Source organism: Nocardioides sp. WJ219 (assembly GCF_058559815.1).
Map to the genome: position 1 here is coordinate 34,970 of NZ_JBZUJV010000008.1, position 18,180 is coordinate 53,149.

The window sequence follows — 18,180 nt, forward strand, 5'->3', positions numbered from 1 at the left end:
GGGTCAGGCCGAGGGTCTGGTCGGCGCCTCGCCCATCCCGGTGCGGCCGAGCAGGTCGGTGGTGGTGAGGTCGACGGTCACCCCGGGGATGCGCATCAGGGCGTCGAACAGCGCCGCGGTGGTGTCCGGTGGCAGGAGCCCCTCGCTTGCTCAGGTCGCCGATGTGGTTGAGGACGACCTGCTCGACCTCCTGGGAGCGCCACATCTCGCGCTCGTGCCGGTCGCCGTGCTCACAGACCAGTACTGTCCGCGACCCGGGCCGGGTTCGGCGACCTCGCCGTCCCGGGGCAACCGATCGTGGCGCCGTCCCGGTCAAGGAGGTGACAGCAACCGGCGGGGCAGAGGAGACAGATCCAGATGAGACGCGCCGAGCGCGACGGTGAGTTCACGGAGTTCGTCACGGCGCAGCGCACCGCCTTGGTGTCGATGGCGCGGCTCCTGACGGCCGGCGACCAGGCGTGGGCCGAGGACCTCGTCCAGACGACCCTCACCAAGCTCTACGTGTCCTGGGCGCGGGTCCGGCGTGCCGGCAACCCGGTCGGCTACGCCCGCACCGCGCTGACCCACGTCTTCGTCGACGAGACCCGCCGCGCCTACCGGCGTCGCGAGGTCGCCGCCGGCGGCACCGGCGACGACGCGTTCGCCGCCGGGGACGCCGGCCGCACCGCCGGCGTGCTCGACGGTGCGCCCGACGTCGACCAGCGTCGCGACGTCCTGGCCGCCCTGGCCGGGCTCGCGCCACGACAGCGGGCGGTGGTCGTGCTGCGGCACTGGCTCGACCTCGACGTCGCCGAGACCGCCCGGTTGCTCGACTGCACCCAAGGCACCGTCAAGTCCCAGAGCGCCAAGGCTCTCGCGCACCTGCGCGAGGCCCTCGGCGAGACCGCCGTCCCCGCCCGCCCCGTCCCCGCCCGCCCCGTCCCCGCCCGTCACGTTCCCGAGGAGATCCGATGAACGACCTGCGCCGCCTGCTCGACACCGCCGCCACTGCGCCCGACGCACCGGCCGCCCCGCCCGCCGACGACCTCGCCCGCGGACGCGACGCGCTGGGCCGCCACCGGCGTCGCCGTGGTGCGGTGGGCCTGGCCGGTCTCGCCGCGCTCGCCGTGATCGGCGCCGGCACGGCCACCGCCCTCGACGGGCAGGGCGCCGACGGTGACCGCGGTGGCTCGGTCAGCGACCCCGGCGTCGCGGCCCAGTCCTCGCCGACCCCCCGCCCGTCGTCCACCGCGCCGAGCGACCCGGACCCGACCTCCATCCTCAAGGGGTCGCGCTACTTCGAGCCGCGCGTCGTCGACGGCCGCGTGGTGATCGGCCCCTACTCCTTCGGCGCCGTCCCGCAGGGGTGGGAGATCCAGGGCGGCACTGACTCCGTCGTGGTGATGGTGCCGCTCTCCGGCGCCCCCGACCCCTTCGTCGACTCGTTCGAGGACAAGCTCGTCATCATGTACGACCCCCAGGGCCCCGGCCCCGGCCGCGCCGAGGCCTTCGAGGGTCGCGACTACGTCGTCCGCGGCGACTCCGGGCACACCATGGTCGCCACCGACACCCTCGCCGACGAGCCGCCGGGCGGGGTGATGGTGCAGTTCCCCGACGGCGCCTTCACCGAGGACGACGTGATCGAGTTCCTGGCCACGGTCCGGGTCGCTCCCGACGTCCAGGGCTGAGTCCGGGGGTCCGGCGGCGTGCTCAGGCGTCGTGGTCGAATGCGTCGCGGGCCTGGACGATCTCGGGCATGTGCGTCACCGCCCAGTCGAGGATGACCTCCACCGGCGCCCGCAGGGTCTTCCCCAGGGGCGTGATCCGGTACTCGACGGCAACAGGTCGGGTGCTGAGCACCACGCGCTCGACGATGCCGTTGCGTTCCAGCCTGCGCAGGGTCGCCGTGAGGGACTTCTGCGTGACCGCGGGGATCGAGCGCCGGAGCTGGCTGAACCGGCACGGACGCTCGCACAGCTCGTTGAGGACCTGCAGCGACCACTTGTCGAGGACCTGGTCGAGCAGCTCTCGGTGGGGAGCGCTGATGCTGAAGTCCTCGGAAGACCCAGCGGAGGTATCGATCACGAAACCAAGTCTCGTTGAAGTGTGCTCCTCCTACCAAGTATCACTGGGATACCAACGAGAAGGAGCCCATGATGAGCGTTCGACTGTTCACCCCTCCCGGCATGCTGCAGCCGACCCCCTACCACCACGTCGCTGTGGGGACCGGTTCCCGCCACGTCCACGTCAGTGGCCAGGTCGGACATCGCTCCGACGCAGGTGCGCCACTACCCACCACGCTCGCCGAGCAGGTCGCCCAGGCCCTCCGGAACACCGCCGTCGGTCTGTCCGGGGCCGGTGCCTCGTTCGACGACGTGGTGCGGCTGACGTTCTACGTCACCCAGTGGCAACCCGAGAAGATCGCCGACTTCATGGCGGGTGTCGAGCTGGTCGCCGAGGAGATCGGACTACCGACGCCGATGCCGCCGGCCTCGCTCATCGGCGTCGACTACCTGTTCGAGCCGGACATCCTCGTCGAGGTCGAGGCGACCGCCGTCTGCGACTAGGGAGACTCGCGGGGGCTGCTGGGCCGAGGGGTCCGGCCTGTGGAGCGGACGCGAGGATTTGAACCTCGACTCCTTCCCTGGAAGGGAAGCGTGCTGCCACTACACCACGTCCGCGAAGCCGCGCTCTGGCGAGCCCGACAGCTCGTAGTATGGACCACGTCGTCCAGGACGGTGCGACGCCAGGGCCACCCAGCCCACGGCTCAGCCCCAGTCCTGAGCGGCGACGAGCTCCTTCCGGAGTGGTTCGAGGGCAGCCGCCAGCTCGTCGAGCTCGGCTGTCTCCAGGGCTTCGTACGGGACGACGGCGAGCTCGTCGGTCAGCGCCTCGACCCGGTCCTTGGCCCGTCGGCCGGCCGGGGTGAACGTCGTCTCGTCCTCGACGAGTCCCCGCTCCTTCATCGTGTCGATCAGGTCGGTCAGCAGCGTCGAGGGGAGGTGGTGGATCCGGCCGAACGTCGTGGCCGGGATCCCCATGTCGATGGCGAGCATGACGTGGGCCTCCAGGCCACCGATGCCCTCGGCCATGAGGGCCGAGATGTGCCCGTCGCCGCGGTGCTCGCGCAGCATCGAGGCGGCGTGGAACAGGCGGGCCACCTGCTCACTCGGAAGCGGGAGCGCTCGCAGCGCGGCGTACATGGGGCGGCCCTCGATCGGGGCACTGGTCGCTGCCCGGGTGAGCAGCTCGACGGCCCGCGCGAGGTCCGGCGTCGTCACGAGGTCGCCGAGGATGCGGTTCAGCGCCTTGACGCAGCCTTCCTGGTGCGCGGCGATCGCCGCCTCCGGCGAGGTCGTGCGCCAGACCTGGGGGATGTGCCGGGCGACCTCGCCGGGGGCGAAGTTGTAGAAGAGCGCGTGGACGACGCCGGCGGGAACCGAGCTGCCGAGCGGGGCAGCACGACCCGCGAAGTAGGTGTCCCAGAAGTCGGTGAATCCCAGGGCGAGCAACGCCTCGTTGGCGTCCTCGCACGAGTAGGGGATGACCCCGATCGGCTCGACCAGCTCGAACATCCTGCGAGCCAGCCGGCCCGAGGCGCTCACCGTCGGGGGCCCGTCGATCCAGGTGCGATGACCTGCCGCATGATGTGCTCCTCAGTCCGAGTTCGGGTCCTCAGCACTGACCGTCGGGGCGTGGAGAAGTCATCGTTGGGTACGCCGTACGCGGCGTCGTCGCCCCGCCCGCGCTCGCCCAGCCGTCGGCTGGCCCCCATCTGGGCGCCACGGGGCAGACGACGGGCGTCTCGAGGAGCATCATGGGGAGATGGCCCTTCGTTCCCTGGTCGCCCTGACCGCCGCGCTCCTCTCGCTCGCGACGCTGTCCGCCGTGCCGATCGGCAGCGCCGCCGAGCATGCGCCATCAGCCGCGCGGTCACCCGACGCGATCGAGGAGTCGGACTTCCCGGGGAAGCGGACGGTCAAGGAGGTCGTGGACGGCAAGGGTGGCTGGAACGTGTTCCCGGGCGAGATCGAAGCCCTGGGAAGCAGGCCGCGGGGCTGCCGCTCCGACAAGCAGATGCTGGCCTACGACGATGCACGGGTGCGGCACTTCGTCGGTGCGGCGAAGGGCGTGCCGGCGTCGGTGTTCGCGGGCGCCGAGATCGCCGTCCTCCGCTACGCCGACGCGGGTGCCGCGCGCGCCGCGGTGGCGCGCAACGCGTCGTACCCGAGGCGGTGCCCGAAGGTGACCGAGTGGGTGTGCACCGAGTGCGACGGGGTCACGACGACCTGGCGCACGCGGGTGACGGCGGCCCGGGTGGGCCGGCAGAGCGTCACGTGGAGGTTCCGGGAGGTCGACAACTACAAGACCAACGGCTACGCCGTGGTGGCGCGCCGCGGCGCGACCGTCGTCCGGGTCATCGCGACCCGCACCCGCGACGTCACCGGCGAGGACGGCTGGAAGTACCCGCCGATGATGAGGAAGCAGGTGGCCGTCCGGCTCGCCCGGCTGGCGCTCAGGACCGCCACCTAGGAGCCGGGTCGGCGGCGGCACGGCGTACTCGTTGAAAGCCGCCCGGCGGTGCCGCGGTCGCGACTAACCTGCGCGGTGTGCTGATCTCCCTCCGGCGACGACTCGCCGTCTCTCTCGTGGCAGGCCTGCTCGTCCTCTCGGCGTGCGGAGGGGGCGACGACGACGGCGACGGCGACGGCGGCGACGGCGGCGGCGACGGCGGCGACGGCCAGAGCCAGGGGGCGAGCGAGCCGGCTGAGCAGCCGTCCGAGACCTCGGAGAGCGACCCGGTACCCGACCCTGCGGACCAGGCGATCGCCGAGGCCGCCCTCCTGACCTTGCAGGACTTCCCCGCCGGGTACGAGGCCGCTCCCGCCGAGGAGGACATCGAGGACCGTGCCGGGCGCGAGAAGATCGCGGAGTGCGTCGGCGTCGAGTACGACCAGCTGTACGACGACTCCAACACCGAGGCGAGCTCACCCACGTTCACCGCCGAGGACGACAGCGAGGTGGACCACAGCGTCTCGCTGGCGCGCGACGAGGCCGACATGACCGAGGCGTTCGAGATCGCCTCGACGCCAGAGTTCCGTGAGTGCGCCGCCGAGGGCGTGCGCGAAGCGGTGGCGGAGAGCTCGGAGGAGTCGGACGACGACGTGACCGTGGGTGAGATCTCGATCAACGAGCTGTCCGTCGGATCCTTTGGCGACCAGACCGTCGCCTACCGCGTCACCATCCCCGTCGAGACCCAGGGCCTCAGCCTGGAGGTCAACCTCGAGGCCGCCATCGTCCGGGTCGGCCGTGCCCAGTCGAACCTCACCGCGACGTCGTTCGGCTCCGGCATCTCGACCGAGGAGCTGACCGGGCACTTGGAGACAGCGACCCGGCGGCTCCAGGAGGCGCTCGCCGAGGGCTGACCTCGCAAACGCCGGCCCGGCCCGCGGCGGTGCGCAACATCGAGATCACCGCTCTTGCAGCGGTCCGCTGCTCACGCTGTGACCGGCAGACGTGACGCAGCAGGGGCGCCTAGGCCCGCAGGGGATGGCTGGCGGCGTGGGCGCGGTGGTGGTGGAACGGGCACAGCAGTACCGCGGTCCGGGTGTCGGTGCCGCCGCCCTTCGCCCACGGGGTGCCGTGGTGGACGTGGCAGTATGCCGCGGCCACGCCGCACCCGGGCTCGCGGCAGGTGCGCTGCTCGATCGTGACTGCGGTGCGCTGAGCGGGGGTGTGGAAGCGGCGGGTGCGGCCGAGGTCGAGCACGTGGCCGTCACCGCCCAGCACGGCCGGCAGGACGCCCGCTGAGCACGCCCAGCGCCGCAGCTGCCCCGGGCTGATGGCCTCGCCGGTGTCGAGGTGGGCGGCCCGGTGGGCGCCGGCCAGCACGTCGTGCGGGACCGCGGCCACGACGGTCGCGCTGACCCCGCCGAGGCGGGGGAGCCAGTCGGACGGCATGCGCTCGACCAGCTCGACGAGCGCTGCACCGAGTCGGGCCGGGGTGGGCCGCTCGTGGTCGTAGGTCCCGGCCCCGTGGGTGGCACGGACGTGCTTGGGCGCGGCCAGCGCCGTCAGCATCTTGCGCAGCATCGAGGCCTGCGCCGTCGGCATCGTGAACGAGCCGCGCGAGCAGCCCTCGCCGTCGTCGCGCATCGAGAACGTGGTCCGCTTGGCCGCCCGGGCCTCCTGCCGCTCCAGCAGGCGCGCCTCGTGCTCGTCGGCCCGCGCCGGGTCGAGGTGCTCGAAGATCCGTCGGCCCAGGCGCCGGAGGTCGTGGGCGTCGAAGTCGGCGGCATCGGCGAGCAGGTGCTTCTCGGCCCGATCCTGGTCGGCCACCGGCACCTCGGCCACCGCGTTGGCGATCACCGTGGCCTGCTCGGCGTGGACCTCGCCACGCGCCATGGCCTGCCGGGTCTGCTCCCGGGCAGCCAGTGCGTGCGCGAGCTCCACCGTGCGCTGCGCCGCACCCCGGGTGAGGTGGGTCCGCTGCGCCAGCCACGCGGCGGTGGAGGAGCACCCTGCGTCGGCCGGCACCTCCTGCACCTCGGCCTGCGCCACCACCCGCGCCTCGACCTCCGCCAACCGCGCCGCGGTCGCCGCAAGATCAACGACCAGCTCCGCTATGGCGCCCCCGTCCAGCGACCATCCCGGCGTCGTCTCCACGTCGTCCAGCAACGCGTTGACCGCACGCACCGCCACCGCGATCGGGTGGTCCGATCGGCAGGTGGTGCGGTGACTGGTCATGGCTCCACTCAAGCACCGACCACCGACAGTTTTGCTTGGCCGGATCGCCTTCGACGGTGGGTCTGTGGATGACGCATGCGACCTGCGGCCGTGGTTGGCGCCCACGCGTCACAGGCGGCGGAATGACGCGCCGCATTCCTCCGGCCTCGCCCGTTGCTGGGGGTGGAGGTCGCTGCGTCGATCGGCACCGGATCCTCGTGGGCCGGCTACCCCGAGGCGTATCTGGGCCTCGCCCCGAGCAAGGCGACTCTCGCCCGTAGGGTGGCGACGCTCGCGGATGCCGACCGCGGCACGTCCTCTCGTCAGTGAAGGAAACGTATGTGCCGAGTGCTCGCCTACATCGGGCCCGAGACCCCGCTCGAGAGCCTGCTGCTCACGCCTTCGAACAGCCTGGTCAATCAAGCTCTCGACCCTGAGCACTACCCAGATCTGCAGCTGGCAGGCTGGGGATTCGGTGCCTGGGGCGAGCACCTGCTCAAGCCGGAGGACCCGTTCATCTACCGCCGGCCCATGCCTGCCTTCTATGACGACAACGCCAACGGCATCATCCCTAGTCTCCAAGCGAGCACGATGCTCGCTCATGTGCGCGCAGCCATCTACAACTCGACGACCGTCATGGTGGACGAGAACTGCCACCCGTTCTCCTTCGACGAAACTCCCTGGATCATCGCCCAGAACGGCGACATGCCGAACTGGATGCTCCTGCAGAGGGAGCTGCTGCAGCACTGCGAGGACAGGTACCTAAAGCAGATGCGGGGCTCGACGGACACAGAGTTCCTCTACGTGCTCCTGCTCTCCCTGCTCGACGGCGACAGCGACAAGGACGTCCAACGCGCGATCGAGAAGATGGTCCAACTCATCTCCCAGGCGAGGAAGGCCCTCGATCTCCCTGCCCTGACCAAGATGAAGATGGCCCTGGTGTCGCCGAACCGGATCATCGGAGTCAACGTCGGCCTCGGGCACCAGGGCGAGACCAACCCGGTCGGGGACTGGAAGAAGCTGCGCGGGTCCGGTCCGGGCACGGAGGACTTCGCGCTCTCGATGCTCCTGGAGCCGATGTACATGTTCATGGGTCGCCACGTCCCGCGCGACGGCACGTCCTACGACTTCGAGGCGTGCGACGAGAACGAGGCATCGGCGGCCGTGTTTGCTTCCGAGGCACTGACGGACGACGCCGAAGGCTGGTCGCACGTCGAGTTCGGCGAGATCGTGTTTCTCGAGAAGACGGGTGATCGCGTAACCAGGACCGTCAGAAAGTTGTCGGTCTAGGCGCGCCACGACGCCCGGGGCCGTGCGTTGAAGCCGGTGACTATGCGCCCTCAAGCGGTGGAGTGACGCACCGATCGGCGGGCACCTGAGTCGACGGGTACTACCGTCGCGGTATGGACAGTCAAGCAAGACTTCACCGCCTGAGGAATGACCGGACTGGCGAGACCGTCGAGGCAACGCCTCCGGACCAACTCGCCGCCGTGCGCTGGGCGGTGGAGTACTCCGAACGCGAGGGATGGGATAGGTGGACCCTCGAGGTCCAGCACGAGGGCACATGGCTATATGTCGCAGACCCGTCTGTGGGCGACCCGGGCCCTTCCTCCAGAAGCTAACCGCAAACCGCCATTTCCTGGCTGGCGTTCTCACCGCGTCCATACTCGTCGCGCCGTTCGTTCTAGCGACCGAACGCCGCCCAGTGAGGCGATGGCGCGGCACGCCCAGTTGGGTCCCACGCTCGATGGCAGCGAACTGACGCACGAGTCTCCCGAGGTCCGAATATCGGCGCTGGAGTTGTCTGCCCTGCAGAGCAAGGTCGAGGTTGCTCGCGGGTCGGTTACCGCAGGCTCCGAATGAGCTTCTGAAGATGCTTGTGCAACGCCGTGGCCTTCACCACTTCGTCGGTAACGCCCGCGATCCGTCGCCCTGACGGATGCTGCCGAGCCGCGACCTTCACCAAGCGCGCGTCGGGTTCGCAACAGACGAGGACTGCTGCGCGTCCTTCGTGAACACCACCTTCGAGGCAGTGAAGGTGCCCGGCGTGGAGGACACGTCGCCACTCCCGGGTACCGCGGGCAGCGTGGGATAGGGCGTTCGCGAAAGCCTCGACGGAAGCGTACCGACGAGTCGGATTCTTATGGAGGGCCCGCCGAATCACGGTCCCAACGGCCTGACTGACATGCGGGGCCAGGTCGCGTAACTCGCGCAGGTCGCCCGCCTCGATCAATCGCTTTTGTTCGGCCCGATGTATGCGATGGTCGACTGGGTACTCGCCCGAGAGCAGGTAGAACACGGTGGCGCCCAGCGAGTACACGTCGGAAGCTAGCGAGCAGTAGCCGTGGTCGTCGGCGGTCTCTGGGGCGACCGTGCAGAAGCTCCCGTTTCGGCTGGCGCGCCCGGTTGAGTCCAGGATCTCGCAGAACTGGAGATCCGACACGAATACCCCATCGCCGTCGAGGAGAACGTTCGCGGGCTTGACGTCGCGGTGGACCATGCCAGCTGCGTGGATCCGGTCGAGGCCACCGGCGACCTGCTGGACGTAACGAACTGCCTCGCTGAGCCCGATGCCGGTCCCGGCGGCGTAGGCTTCGAGATCGCCGCCGTCCACCAGTGGTGTCACGATAAACCGGATATCGCTTGTGCCCACGACGTCAGCGTTGATTACGTCGATTAGAAATCTGCTGCGCAGGCTTTCTAGGCGGCGCGCTTCGTCCCATGGTTGTGCGGCGCCAGGTGCGTCTGGGTGCAGAAACTTCAAAGCGACCTGCCGCTCCAAGACCCTGTCGAATACCTCGTAGACGTCGCCATCGCTGCCCAGCTTGCCAGCGAGGACGTAGCGGTCGTTGACCGTCGTCCCGGCAGGGTAGGGCGCTCGCGTGGCCATGCGGACAGGTTACGGTTGTGCATGCGTGTTTTGGGGATCTCAGTGAACCCGGCCAGCGGGCAACCGCGCCTCATTGGGGCGATTGTCAGTGGCAAAGTTGCGACCCCCGTGCTCGAGGGCGAGTTCGAGTTGCGGGCCGCCGATATCGACCCGTCGGAGCAGGTCGTCGACCTAGGAAATCGTCTCATGGCCAAGCTGCCTGGCTTGGACTTTGACCTTGCGGTCATCCGCACCGCTGGCGCGGCTCCCGTGCCCAGGCGGAACAAGGCCTTGTTCTCGCGGGCTCACGCAGAAGGCGCGGCGATGTTCGTCCTTCGGGAACACCTGGGCAAGCCCGTTCAGACCGGAGACCCCCGGTCCTTCGCGAAGACGCTAGGGGTCGATAAGGACACGCTGGTGGCGAGCGCGAAGTCGCTGTCAGCCGGTAAGCATGAGGCCGTGATTGCGGCTCTCAGTGCTTTGCCAGCAAGTTGATGTCGTCGGACTCTTGCAGTCTACGACGATCAATTCACTCAACTGTGACGACGACCAATCATGGTGACCCTCGCTTAGGCAATGTAGAGCAACGCCGACCAGTCTTTGCTCGTAGTGTCCCGCGTCGCGGACCCTCTGAGCGGCGCGTGCCATCAAGGTGCCGCTGGCAACCGTAACGTCGAAGACGACGACCGATGGGCCGGACGTCCCGGCCTGTAGGTTCGAGTTCAGCATCATCGCCGCGCCGAGGATTCTTTCTGCCTGCGGGCTTGCTGCGACCACTGAGTAGCCGTCGAAACGAGCGAGCACTGCCAGGAAGTCCTCAGCAGACTCGCGGAGGTCCGCGACACGGTTGAGCGCCTCGACGGTCTCTGCGCCTCTACCGATCAGGTCAAGCAAGTCCATGTGACGATCCTCCGAAGCTCTGGGGGAAGAAAATCGAACAGGTGTTCGATCCTAGAGGTGTTGATCGCCCGGCGCCAAGTCGGAGCGAGTCAATGGAATTCTCGCAGCATAAATGCGCGGTGCTGCTTATCACCGCCAACCCGCCGTCTGAGCGCAGCGAGCACCTTCGTCGAACTCTGACGTTCGCCGTGTCTTTGTGGGCGCCAGGACTGCAGCGGGACAGGCTCAGACGCCTGCGACGTAAGCGGTGAGGAAGTGGACGGCGTGGCGGTCGAGGTTGCCGCGTGCTCGGTCGTAGTGCTCGGCAGTGCGGGGGTTGGCGTGTCGGGCGAGGATTTGGGCGTCTCGTAGGGGGACTCCGGCATCGAGGCGTTGGTGATGGCAGCGTGGCGTAGTGAGTGCGGGCTGATGTGTCTGGGTATCGCTGCGGCTCGGGCGATGCGTTGGACCATGCGGTAGGCGTCGCGCCGGTCGATCGGGTTGCTGGTCAGTGGTCGCAAATCAGGCGACCGCTGTCTCGTTGGCCTCGGCATGCTTCGAGGACGCGTAGGACCGGGACGGTGATGGGCATGGTTGCGGGCTTGTTGCCTTTGCCGACCAGGTGGAGCACTCGGTGCCCGCGCAGTGTCTCGGCGTAGTCCTCGATCCGGACTGCTGCGGCTTCGGATGCGCGAAGGGCGTTGATGCCGAGGAGGTAGGCCAGCGCTCCATGGTGCACGGTGATGGTCTGCGCGACTTGGAGAAACCGGATCAGTTCGAGGCGGTCCAGGCCCTGGGTGCGTGACTCGTCACGGTGGACCTCTGGGAGGCGGGCGTAGACGGCCGGGTCGGACGGGGTGACACCGTCGATGTGAGCGAACCGGAAGTAGCCGCGGACGCCGTGCATCATCGTGTTGATCGATGAGGCCATCAGTCCGGATCTGCGAGGTGCCTGATGTACAACTCGATGTGTGCTCGTTCGACTCCGATGAGAGCGTCAAGGCCGTTCGATTCGCACCAGGCGAACCATTGGCGCAGTTGGTAGGCGTACAGGTGATGTGTGGGCCCGCTGTAGCGGGCCAAGAACGACACTGCAGCGAGCTGAGCCGGTGTCGTCGTGGCCGGCTGGAACGGCAAGAGGGCTGTCGGTCGGTTCTCCTGGTCGGGCATGACGACTCCGCGGCGAGGTCGGAGTGGCTCGCTGTACCCGCCGCTGACACGGCGAGACCCTTAGAAGCAGCACCGTAACTCTCTGCTCGCCACCAACAGGCCGGAGCGGCTGGACCAATTTGAACGAACGGTCCTCGAACCCGGACCCGAACCCTGTGCCGAGCACGTGTCTCGCGCTCGTACCGTCTGCACATGACCATCGGGGACCCGTTCGCAGGCCTCAGCGATGACGACCAGCTCTCGCTCTTCGTTGGTCGTGTTGCGCGGACCAACGCCCTGTTGGAGTACGACCTGGGCAACGTGCGGCGCATCCTGGGTGGCAAGCCGCACCCGGCGGGCGCAGGAGTTGATCAACTCGCCAACAATTGTCGTCGGCTGCTCCGCAAGACCTACGGCGACCACCTCGTCGTCGACGCTGGCCTGGCAGCCCTTAGCGCCGCTCGTAGGGCGAACTCCATCCGTAACCGGGTGGTTCACGACATCTGGCTCGAAGCCACAAGCAGTGCGAACACCGACGGCGGCTCCTGGCAACCATTCCGCCTCACTGCGGGGCAACTCGAGCCTGCAGTTGCCGCCGCACCGGTGACCGTGGACGTAGTTGCGAAGGCGCACGAGTCACTGCGCAGGGCGAGGACTCGAGTGTCCGGTCTGTTCATGGCACTTCATGGACTCGCCAACCAGGAAGCACCGACCCACGGTCGGGCTCTAAAGTCCATCAATCTCGATCGCTATCTGGCGATGATGAACGATCACTTTGAACTGCACGACAATGGCGACATCGACATCACAGCCGACGGTCGCAGTGGCTGACTCGCAGGTGCGACCTCTGCTGCTGGCGTACGGAACCACATCGGTCGCGGTGCGTTGACGCGCGTTGGAAGTCGCGCATCAGGATCGGCAGCGGGACGTCGCTCCCGCTAGCTGATCGGGTGGTCGTGCACCGCCGATGAGAGGTGGACGCCGTTCAGCTCCAGGTAGAGCTGCCGCTCCGTCACGGTGAGCGTGATCGTGTTGCGCCGCTCCATCGTGTTCACCGCTGAATCGATGAACCCGGGATCGAAGCTGTGCAGCACGATCTCGGCGGCGCGGTGGATCCTCGCCCCTGCCCACTGCGCGAGCACCTTGGCCGGGTCGCGGTGCGTGTAGATCGTCGTGCGCTCGGCAGCTTTGCTGCCTGTGTGAAGCCGCGCGGCATCCGGTGCGCCGACCTCGATCCAGGCGAGCAGCTTCCCGCTCAGGTCACGCACCAGCACCGCCGGGGCTTCGGTCGCCGAGATGCCCTCGCTGAATGCGATGCCCTCTTCGTGCTCGAGGCAATAGGCGAGCACGCGCGTCACGAGGTATGCCTCGGTCTCTGACGGATGCCGCGCCGCGCGCAGCGTGAACTCCTCGTAGACCCCGCGATCCGTGTCGGCCAACTCGACTTCAAACGTGTGCATCGTCGCGCCGGCCGCCATGGGGCTCAGCCTAGTCCGGGAACGGGGACCTCCCGCGCCGTAACCGTCGCCCAGGCCACCGCGCCGGATACCGTCGAGACTGTGACCTTCTCTGCGAATGTGCTCCGTGTTCTCATAGCTTCACCATCCGATACCGCCGAGCTGCGTGACGCCGTCGAACACGCGCTCCACGAATGGAACGGCGACCGGGCAGCCGCCGCATCTGTGGTGCTGTTGCCGCGAAGGTGGGAAACTAACGCGGTCCCAGAACTAACCGGCGAAGACGGCCAGACGGTCATCAACCGGCAGCTGGTCGACGAGGCTGACGTCGTAATCGGGATCTTCCATTCGAAGCTCGGCCAAGAGACGCCGCGGTACGCGTCAGGCACGGCGGAGGAACTCCACGAGGCGAAGGACGCCGGCAAGCGGGTCCACGTCTACTTCTCCTCGATGCCGATCGACCGTGCGCAGGTCAACCCGGAGGCGCTGGCGACGCTCGAAGCATTCAAGAAGGAGATCGAGAAACTTGGTCTGTACGGGTCGTTCGATACACCAGGGTCGTTGAAGGATCAGGTGAGGCGAGCGATCGAGGCCGACATTGTGGCCCTCGAACTGGGCGCACCGACGGATGCGCGCAACTCGGCGCGAGAGGGTGCCGCGCTCCAGGCTCGTGCCATGAAGGCAGGAACCTCGTACCGCCTCATATTGATAAACACCGGAGACGCTGACGCGGAGGACATCTCATTCGAGCTCACGCCGTCTGGGGATGACGTCGACTCTGAGGCGCCGATGATCCTGACTGACCCCGGCCTCTTCACGCTGCCGAGGCACGGTGGTGAGATTTCGGTTCCGGTCATCTTGTCGTGGGGGATGGCTTCGCACGTGACGATCTCGTTCAGATGGTTCGAAGCTGGCGTCGCGAAATCGTCGTCGCACACCGTGTCGTTCTTCTGAGCACAGAAAGATTCCACACCAGGCGGTTTTCCGCTTCCGTCCAAGACCCGCCTACGAACGTGGACCCTCGTGGCTGTCAGCGTCAATCTACGGCCCTGCCACGTTGTGAACCACCAAGCGAGGCGCCGGCGCAACGGTCCCGAGCCGCCCGAGAATGGACACGCTGACTGACGTCGCCGATGCCGCGATCGCGCTAACGATCGCCGTTCGAGCGAGATGACCGGGAAGCATCTTCATCCAACCCAGCGACCGCCCAAACCCCCGCGTCATTCTGGGCGGAAGGATGCGCCAGCAGCGCAACCCCCACGCAGCCCGTCAGCCCGTCCGCGGCAAGGCCGCGACCCGTTCCACCTGCAGCGTCGCCAGCTCGACAGCGTCGTCGTACACGCTCGTGATGTCGATGTTGACGTACAGGGTGCCGACGACGGAGAGGTAGGGGCCGGAGCGGGCGAGGACGTAGCGGTAGGCGAGGGGGGACTCGCCGCCGGGGCCGCCGATCGTGCCGATCGCGTCGACCACCAGGGTCTGGTCGGCGCCGGGGAGGGCGACGGTGGGGTCGGAGGTGACCTGGAGGTCGTACTCGGCGTCCTGGTCGTCGGTCGTCGAGACGCTGGCGCAGTCCTCGATGGTGGCGGTGAAGGTGCGGAAGCGCTTGGCGAGGGCGGTGGGGTCGTCGTACTCGGCGACCCGGTCGAAGAGCAGGGTCTGGTAGGGCTCGCCGAGCTCCTGGAAGGTGGTGCGGGCCTCGGCGGTGGGGTCGTCCCCGGCGGCGTCGCCGAGCGAGCTGAGGTCGGCGAGGCAGGTGCCGACGAGGTCGTCCTCATCGGGCTCGGCGTCGCCGGCGGGGCGGATCCGGGACATGGGGCGGACCTCGCGGCGGGTCAGCAGGGCCGAGGCCAGGACCTCCTCGGCCGTCGGTGTCGCGGGCGCCGTCGGCGTCGTCGTACTCGTGGTGTCGGTCGTCGTGGGCGGGGCCGGCGGACTGTCGGACGCCTCCGCGCCACAGCCCGCCAAGGAGGCGGTGAGGAGCAGCGCGACCGCGGTCTGGGCCTTCACCACGTCAGGGTACGAGGTCGAGCGTGCCGAGGTCCCGGATCGCGGCGCACGACCGCTCGAGCATCGCCGCGAACATCCGGTCGCCGCGCTCGGTGCGGGCGGTGTAGACGCAGCCGAGGACGGCGATCAGCGGGCCCTGGAGCATCGAGAGGCGGTAGTCGAGCCAGCACCCGTCGAGGTCGTAGTCGGTGACGGCGTACGTCCCCAGCGCCCGGTGGTACGTCGCCACGACGGCGCGCTCGTGCTCGCTCCGCAGCGCGGGGGAGAGGCCGGTGCCGAGGAGGAAGCCGAGGTCGCGCAGGGGCGGCGCGAGGCTGGTGGTCTGCCAGTCGACCGCCACGCACCCGGGCTCCCCGGAGGTGGGGAACATCAGGTTGTCGAGGCGGTAGTCGCCGTGCACCAGCGCGAACCGGTCGGTGCGGGCGAGCAGCCAGGGGCCGGCAGCAGCGGCGGTCGCGCGCAGCGTCGTCTGGTCCTCGGCCGAGAGCCCGGCTCCCGCGTCGGAGAGGTAGAGGTCGACCGACGGGCCGTAGATCTCGGCCAGCAGGTCGGCGTCGTCCTGCTGGTTGTGCTTCACGTCCTCCAGCTCGAGCAGCGTCTCGTCGCACCAGCGCGGGCCGTGCAGGACGGCGAGGTTGGCCGCGGCGTCGTGCGCCTGCGCCGGGGTGCAGCCGGCGAGCTGGTCGCCCTGCTCGAGTCCGACCAGGTCCTCGAGCAGCAGCACCACCTGCGCCGACCCCTCGTCGTACGCCGCGTGGTGGCAGGCCGGCACCCGGACCGCGACCGTCGGCGCGACCTCCTCGTAGAACCGCACCTCGCCGCGGTAGGCGCCGCCGACGAGGGCGCGGGCGGCCGGGTCGGCGGAGCCCAGCTTGGCGATCAGGGTCGCGGGCACGTCCTCGCCGGTGAGCGCCAGCCGGTAGCACTCGCCCATCTGCCCGGTGCCGACCCGCGTGGCCGAGACGGTGTCGACCCGGTGGCCCAGCACGTCCGACAGCCACGCGGCGTCGATCGCCTCGACGCCGGCGACGGTCATCGCGCCCACCCGGGGTTGGTCGGCAGGGCGTCGAGGCCGTCGGGCCGGATCGACCGGTAGGCCGCCACCACCGGCGCCAGCTCGGCCGGGGTCGCGCCGTGCAGGACCACGCTGTCGGCGCCCGCGTCGAGCTGGTCGACCACCCGGCGCGCGCACTGCTCGGCCGAGCCGGTCGCGGCTGCGGCTGGCCACGAGTCCGGCAGCACCTCGGCGAGGTGGAGCAGCTCGTCGGTGGTGCCGATCGCGTCGAACGCGCCGGGATAGCCCTGGACCAGCGGGTCGGTGCGGAACCGCTCGAGGTCGGCGAGGTCCCACCCGTTGGCCCGCACCAGCACCTCGCCGTAGCCGGTCAGGTACGTCGCCAGCCGGCCGATCAGCTTGCGCAGCCGCGCCTCCTCGGGGATCGAGTCCTCCACCGTGGCGAGCACGGCCCACACCCGCACCGACGCCGGGTCGCGACCGGCCTGCTCAGCGGCGCGGCGTACGACGGCGACCGAGCGGGCCAGCGCCTCGTCGGTGAGGAAGGTGTGCAGCACGACGGCGTCGGCGACGCGGCCGGCGAGGCGCAGGGAGTTGTCGCCGATCGCCATCAGCATCACCGGGACGTCCTCGTCGAACGAGCCGTCCTGGCTGAGGTAGGGATAGCTGCCCGCGGGCCCGTCATGGCCGAACGCCTCGCCGTGCCAGAGTCGCCGGTAGACCCCGATCGCGTCCTCGATCTGAGCCGAGGTGATCCGCGGCAGGCCCATCACGTCCCACAGCAGGTCGAAGCCGCGCCCGAGGCCCAGCGCGTAGCGCCCACCCGACATCCGGTGCAACGTGGTCGCCATCGTCGCGGTCACCAGGGGGTGCCGGGTGGAGTGGTTGGTGGCGGCGGTGCCGACCCCGAGCCTCGTCGTCGCGGCCACCGCGGCACCGGCCAGGACGCCGGCGTCCTTGAGGTTGAACCGCTCGGACAGGAAGGCGCTGCCCAGACCCAGCCGCTCGCCGAGGCGGACCTCGTCGAGCAGGTCTCGGGGGGACGCCGAGTGGCCGGCGAGGCCGTAGAACCCCAGCTCCGGCAGGGGCGGCTCGACGTCCACCGGGTCGTCGACGGGCGCGGTGGTGGACACCTGTCCAACCTAACTGGACAGGTGTCCAGTCCGCCAGGGTCGGCTCAGGCCGGACGCGTGCCGGCCAGCACGACGTCGACGACCTGGGCGACCTCGGCCTCGGTGATCGCCTCGCCGCGCCAGAGCAGGCGGTAGTAGGCCGACCCGGTGACCAGGTCGAGGACCAGGTCGCCGTCGACGGCGTCGTCCACCTCGCCCCGGGCGCGTGCGTGCTCGACCCAGGCGAGCCCCTCGGTGCGCAGCCCGGCCAGGGTGGCGCGGAAGGCCTCGTCGACCTCGGGGTGGCCGGCCGCCGCGGCCAGCAGCTCGGCGGCGGAGCGGCGTACCCGGCCGGTGGCGAACCTCCGCGCCAGGACCGTCAGGCGGCTGACCAGGAAGGCGCGCAGTGAGTCGGGCTCGGGGAGGTCGGGGGCGTGGGGTGGGCCGCCGGGGGTGCGCGCCACGGCGACGAGGATCTCGTCGACGTCGGCGAAGCGGCGGTTGACCGCGGGCAGGCTCACACCGGCGCGCTCGGCGATCCGCGCTCGGGAGAGGTCGGCCCGGCCGTCCTCCTCGAGCAGCGCCACGCACGCGTCGACGACCAGGCGGTCGATCCGCGGATCTCTTGGGCGCGCCACCCGCTCATGTTACGTTAGTCGGACTAACGGAATGAGGAGGACACGCGGATGGCATCGGTGACGCGGTACGGCACGACGGTGGGCGACCACCAGGTGGAGCTGGAGTTCGACACGAGGCTGGTGGTGCTCAACCGGGCCCGTCTCGTCGTGGACGGGACCGAGGTCGACTCGACCCGGGTGGTCTACGGCGAGCGCGACCTCACCACCACCCTCGCCGACGGCGTGGAGGTGGCCCTGCGCCTGCACTCGGGCATGACGGGCGAGCTCACCCGCGCCCAGGTCAAGCGCGCCGACGGGTCGTGGGAGGACCTGGTCGAGCGCGGCTGACCCGGTCGCGGCACGGCCA

The 18,180-nt window shown here is 69.4% G+C and carries 20 protein-coding genes and 1 tRNA gene; 9 read left to right on the forward strand and 12 right to left on the reverse strand.

Features of this window, described 5'->3' with window-relative positions; genetic code table 11:
- Positions 1-357 precede the first annotated feature (357 nt).
- A complete protein-coding gene (locus tag AC4MBH_RS17880) occupies positions 358-954 on the forward strand; it encodes a SigE family RNA polymerase sigma factor (protein ID WP_491796558.1) in 597 nt (198 codons plus the stop codon).
- Complete coding sequence (locus tag AC4MBH_RS17885; RefSeq protein ID WP_491796560.1) at positions 951-1,667, forward strand: hypothetical protein; 717 nt, start codon at positions 951-953, stop codon at positions 1,665-1,667. Before AC4MBH_RS17880 ends, AC4MBH_RS17885 begins: the two co-directional genes overlap by 4 nt.
- Positions 1,668-1,689: 22 nt before the next feature.
- Here the strand turns inward: AC4MBH_RS17885 and AC4MBH_RS17890 are convergent, their stop codons facing one another.
- Complete coding sequence (locus tag AC4MBH_RS17890; protein WP_491796561.1) at positions 1,690-2,064, reverse strand: winged helix-turn-helix transcriptional regulator; 375 nt, start codon at positions 2,062-2,064, stop codon at positions 1,690-1,692.
- 71 nt (positions 2,065-2,135) lie between these two features.
- On the opposite strand from AC4MBH_RS17890, the gene AC4MBH_RS17895 reads away from it, so the two are divergent.
- Complete coding sequence (locus AC4MBH_RS17895) at positions 2,136-2,546, forward strand: RidA family protein (protein WP_491796562.1); 411 nt, start codon at positions 2,136-2,138, stop codon at positions 2,544-2,546.
- A gap of 40 nt (positions 2,547-2,586) precedes the next feature.
- Here AC4MBH_RS17895 and AC4MBH_RS17900 read toward each other — a convergent pair.
- Positions 2,587-2,660 (reverse strand) — tRNA-Gly (locus AC4MBH_RS17900).
- Positions 2,661-2,747: 87 nt separating this feature from the next.
- A complete protein-coding gene (locus AC4MBH_RS17905; RefSeq protein WP_491796564.1) occupies positions 2,748-3,554 on the reverse strand; it encodes an SCO6745 family protein in 807 nt (268 codons plus the stop codon).
- 250 nt (positions 3,555-3,804) lie between these two features.
- On the opposite strand from AC4MBH_RS17905, the gene AC4MBH_RS17910 reads away from it, so the two are divergent.
- Together AC4MBH_RS17910 and AC4MBH_RS17915 are read left to right on the forward strand one after the other, a co-directional pair.
- A complete protein-coding gene (locus AC4MBH_RS17910) occupies positions 3,805-4,512 on the forward strand; it encodes a hypothetical protein (protein ID WP_491796566.1) in 708 nt (235 codons plus the stop codon).
- 116 nt (positions 4,513-4,628) lie between these two features.
- The gene (locus tag AC4MBH_RS17915) at positions 4,629-5,405 is read left to right on the forward strand and encodes a hypothetical protein (protein WP_491796567.1); all 777 of its coding nucleotides are present in this window, start codon (positions 4,629-4,631) and stop codon (positions 5,403-5,405) included.
- A gap of 109 nt (positions 5,406-5,514) precedes the next feature.
- On the opposite strand, the gene AC4MBH_RS17920 is transcribed toward AC4MBH_RS17915, so the two are convergent.
- Positions 5,515-6,726 carry an HNH endonuclease signature motif containing protein gene (locus AC4MBH_RS17920; RefSeq protein WP_491796569.1) on the reverse strand — a complete coding sequence of 404 codons (1,212 nt, stop codon included), beginning with the start codon at positions 6,724-6,726 and terminating at the stop codon, positions 5,515-5,517.
- A gap of 327 nt (positions 6,727-7,053) precedes the next feature.
- On the opposite strand from AC4MBH_RS17920, the gene AC4MBH_RS17925 reads away from it, so the two are divergent.
- Complete coding sequence (locus AC4MBH_RS17925) at positions 7,054-7,995, forward strand: class II glutamine amidotransferase (RefSeq protein ID WP_491796570.1); 942 nt, start codon at positions 7,054-7,056, stop codon at positions 7,993-7,995.
- 553 nt (positions 7,996-8,548) lie between these two features.
- Here the strand turns inward: AC4MBH_RS17925 and AC4MBH_RS17930 are convergent.
- The 3 genes from AC4MBH_RS17930 to AC4MBH_RS17940 form a co-directional block, all read right to left on the reverse strand.
- Positions 8,549-9,595: a serine/threonine-protein kinase gene (locus tag AC4MBH_RS17930; RefSeq protein WP_491796572.1), complete on the reverse strand. Its 1,047-nt coding sequence runs from the start codon at positions 9,593-9,595 to the stop codon at positions 8,549-8,551.
- Between the two features lie 417 nt (positions 9,596-10,012).
- Complete coding sequence (locus tag AC4MBH_RS17935; RefSeq protein ID WP_491796574.1) at positions 10,013-10,474, reverse strand: hypothetical protein; 462 nt, start codon at positions 10,472-10,474, stop codon at positions 10,013-10,015.
- 487 nt (positions 10,475-10,961) lie between these two features.
- Positions 10,962-11,384: a site-specific integrase gene (locus AC4MBH_RS17940; protein ID WP_491796575.1), complete on the reverse strand. Its 423-nt coding sequence runs from the start codon at positions 11,382-11,384 to the stop codon at positions 10,962-10,964.
- Between the two features lie 431 nt (positions 11,385-11,815).
- Here AC4MBH_RS17940 and AC4MBH_RS17945 point away from each other — a divergent pair, with 431 nt between their 5' ends.
- Positions 11,816-12,433 carry a hypothetical protein gene (locus AC4MBH_RS17945; RefSeq protein WP_491796577.1) on the forward strand — a complete coding sequence of 206 codons (618 nt, stop codon included), beginning with the start codon at positions 11,816-11,818 and terminating at the stop codon, positions 12,431-12,433.
- 107 nt (positions 12,434-12,540) lie between these two features.
- Here AC4MBH_RS17945 and AC4MBH_RS17950 read toward each other — a convergent pair whose 3' ends face one another.
- A complete protein-coding gene (locus AC4MBH_RS17950) occupies positions 12,541-13,080 on the reverse strand; it encodes a YaeQ family protein (protein ID WP_491796579.1) in 540 nt (179 codons plus the stop codon).
- An 81-nt stretch (positions 13,081-13,161) separates the two neighbouring features.
- On the opposite strand from AC4MBH_RS17950, the gene AC4MBH_RS17955 reads away from it, so the two are divergent.
- On the forward strand, positions 13,162-14,013 hold the full coding sequence (locus tag AC4MBH_RS17955) for a DUF4062 domain-containing protein (protein WP_491796580.1): 852 nt from the start codon (positions 13,162-13,164) through the stop codon (positions 14,011-14,013).
- 315 nt (positions 14,014-14,328) lie between these two features.
- Here AC4MBH_RS17955 and AC4MBH_RS17960 read toward each other — a convergent pair whose 3' ends face one another.
- Genes AC4MBH_RS17960 through AC4MBH_RS17975 form a run of 4 tightly spaced genes read right to left on the reverse strand, consistent with a single transcriptional unit; the run spans position 14,329 to position 17,834 of the window.
- A complete protein-coding gene (locus AC4MBH_RS17960; RefSeq protein WP_491796581.1) occupies positions 14,329-15,069 on the reverse strand; it encodes a hypothetical protein in 741 nt (246 codons plus the stop codon).
- Between the two features lie 4 nt (positions 15,070-15,073).
- Positions 15,074-16,105 carry a phosphotransferase family protein gene (locus AC4MBH_RS17965; protein WP_491796684.1) on the reverse strand — a complete coding sequence of 344 codons (1,032 nt, stop codon included), beginning with the start codon at positions 16,103-16,105 and terminating at the stop codon, positions 15,074-15,076.
- Positions 16,102-17,217, reverse strand: coding sequence for a TIGR03857 family LLM class F420-dependent oxidoreductase (locus tag AC4MBH_RS17970; protein ID WP_491796583.1), 1,116 nt, complete (start codon positions 17,215-17,217; stop codon positions 16,102-16,104). The genes AC4MBH_RS17965 and AC4MBH_RS17970 overlap by 4 nt, the downstream gene beginning before the upstream one ends.
- 44 nt (positions 17,218-17,261) lie before the next feature.
- Entirely contained in the window at positions 17,262-17,834 is a 573-nt protein-coding gene (locus AC4MBH_RS17975) for a TetR/AcrR family transcriptional regulator (RefSeq protein WP_491796585.1), read from the reverse strand.
- Positions 17,835-17,882: 48 nt separating this feature from the next.
- Between AC4MBH_RS17975 and AC4MBH_RS17980 the strand changes: the two genes are divergently transcribed.
- Complete coding sequence (locus AC4MBH_RS17980; RefSeq protein ID WP_491796587.1) at positions 17,883-18,161, forward strand: hypothetical protein; 279 nt, start codon at positions 17,883-17,885, stop codon at positions 18,159-18,161.
- Positions 18,162-18,180: the final 19 nt, after the last annotated feature.

Coding starts and splice junctions, on each gene's coding strand:
- AC4MBH_RS17920 (WP_491796569.1), bottom strand. CDS start 6,726: ATGACCAGTCACCGCACCACCTGCCGATCGGACCACCCGATCGCGGTG.
- AC4MBH_RS17880 (WP_491796558.1), top strand. CDS start 358: ATGAGACGCGCCGAGCGCGACGGTGAGTTCACGGAGTTCGTCACGGCG.
- AC4MBH_RS17885 (WP_491796560.1), top strand. CDS start 951: ATGAACGACCTGCGCCGCCTGCTCGACACCGCCGCCACTGCGCCCGAC.
- AC4MBH_RS17950 (WP_491796579.1), bottom strand. CDS start 13,080: ATGGCGGCCGGCGCGACGATGCACACGTTTGAAGTCGAGTTGGCCGAC.
- AC4MBH_RS17905 (WP_491796564.1), bottom strand. CDS start 3,554: ATGTTCGAGCTGGTCGAGCCGATCGGGGTCATCCCCTACTCGTGCGAG.
- AC4MBH_RS17945 (WP_491796577.1), top strand. CDS start 11,816: ATGACCATCGGGGACCCGTTCGCAGGCCTCAGCGATGACGACCAGCTC.
- AC4MBH_RS17910 (WP_491796566.1), top strand. CDS start 3,805: ATGGCCCTTCGTTCCCTGGTCGCCCTGACCGCCGCGCTCCTCTCGCTC.
- AC4MBH_RS17930 (WP_491796572.1), bottom strand. CDS start 9,595: ATGGCCACGCGAGCGCCCTACCCTGCCGGGACGACGGTCAACGACCGC.
- AC4MBH_RS17935 (WP_491796574.1), bottom strand. CDS start 10,474: ATGGACTTGCTTGACCTGATCGGTAGAGGCGCAGAGACCGTCGAGGCG.
- AC4MBH_RS17940 (WP_491796575.1), bottom strand. CDS start 11,384: ATGGCCTCATCGATCAACACGATGATGCACGGCGTCCGCGGCTACTTC.
- AC4MBH_RS17980 (WP_491796587.1), top strand. CDS start 17,883: ATGGCATCGGTGACGCGGTACGGCACGACGGTGGGCGACCACCAGGTG.
- AC4MBH_RS17965 (WP_491796684.1), bottom strand. CDS start 16,105: ATGACCGTCGCCGGCGTCGAGGCGATCGACGCCGCGTGGCTGTCGGAC.
- AC4MBH_RS17895 (WP_491796562.1), top strand. CDS start 2,136: ATGAGCGTTCGACTGTTCACCCCTCCCGGCATGCTGCAGCCGACCCCC.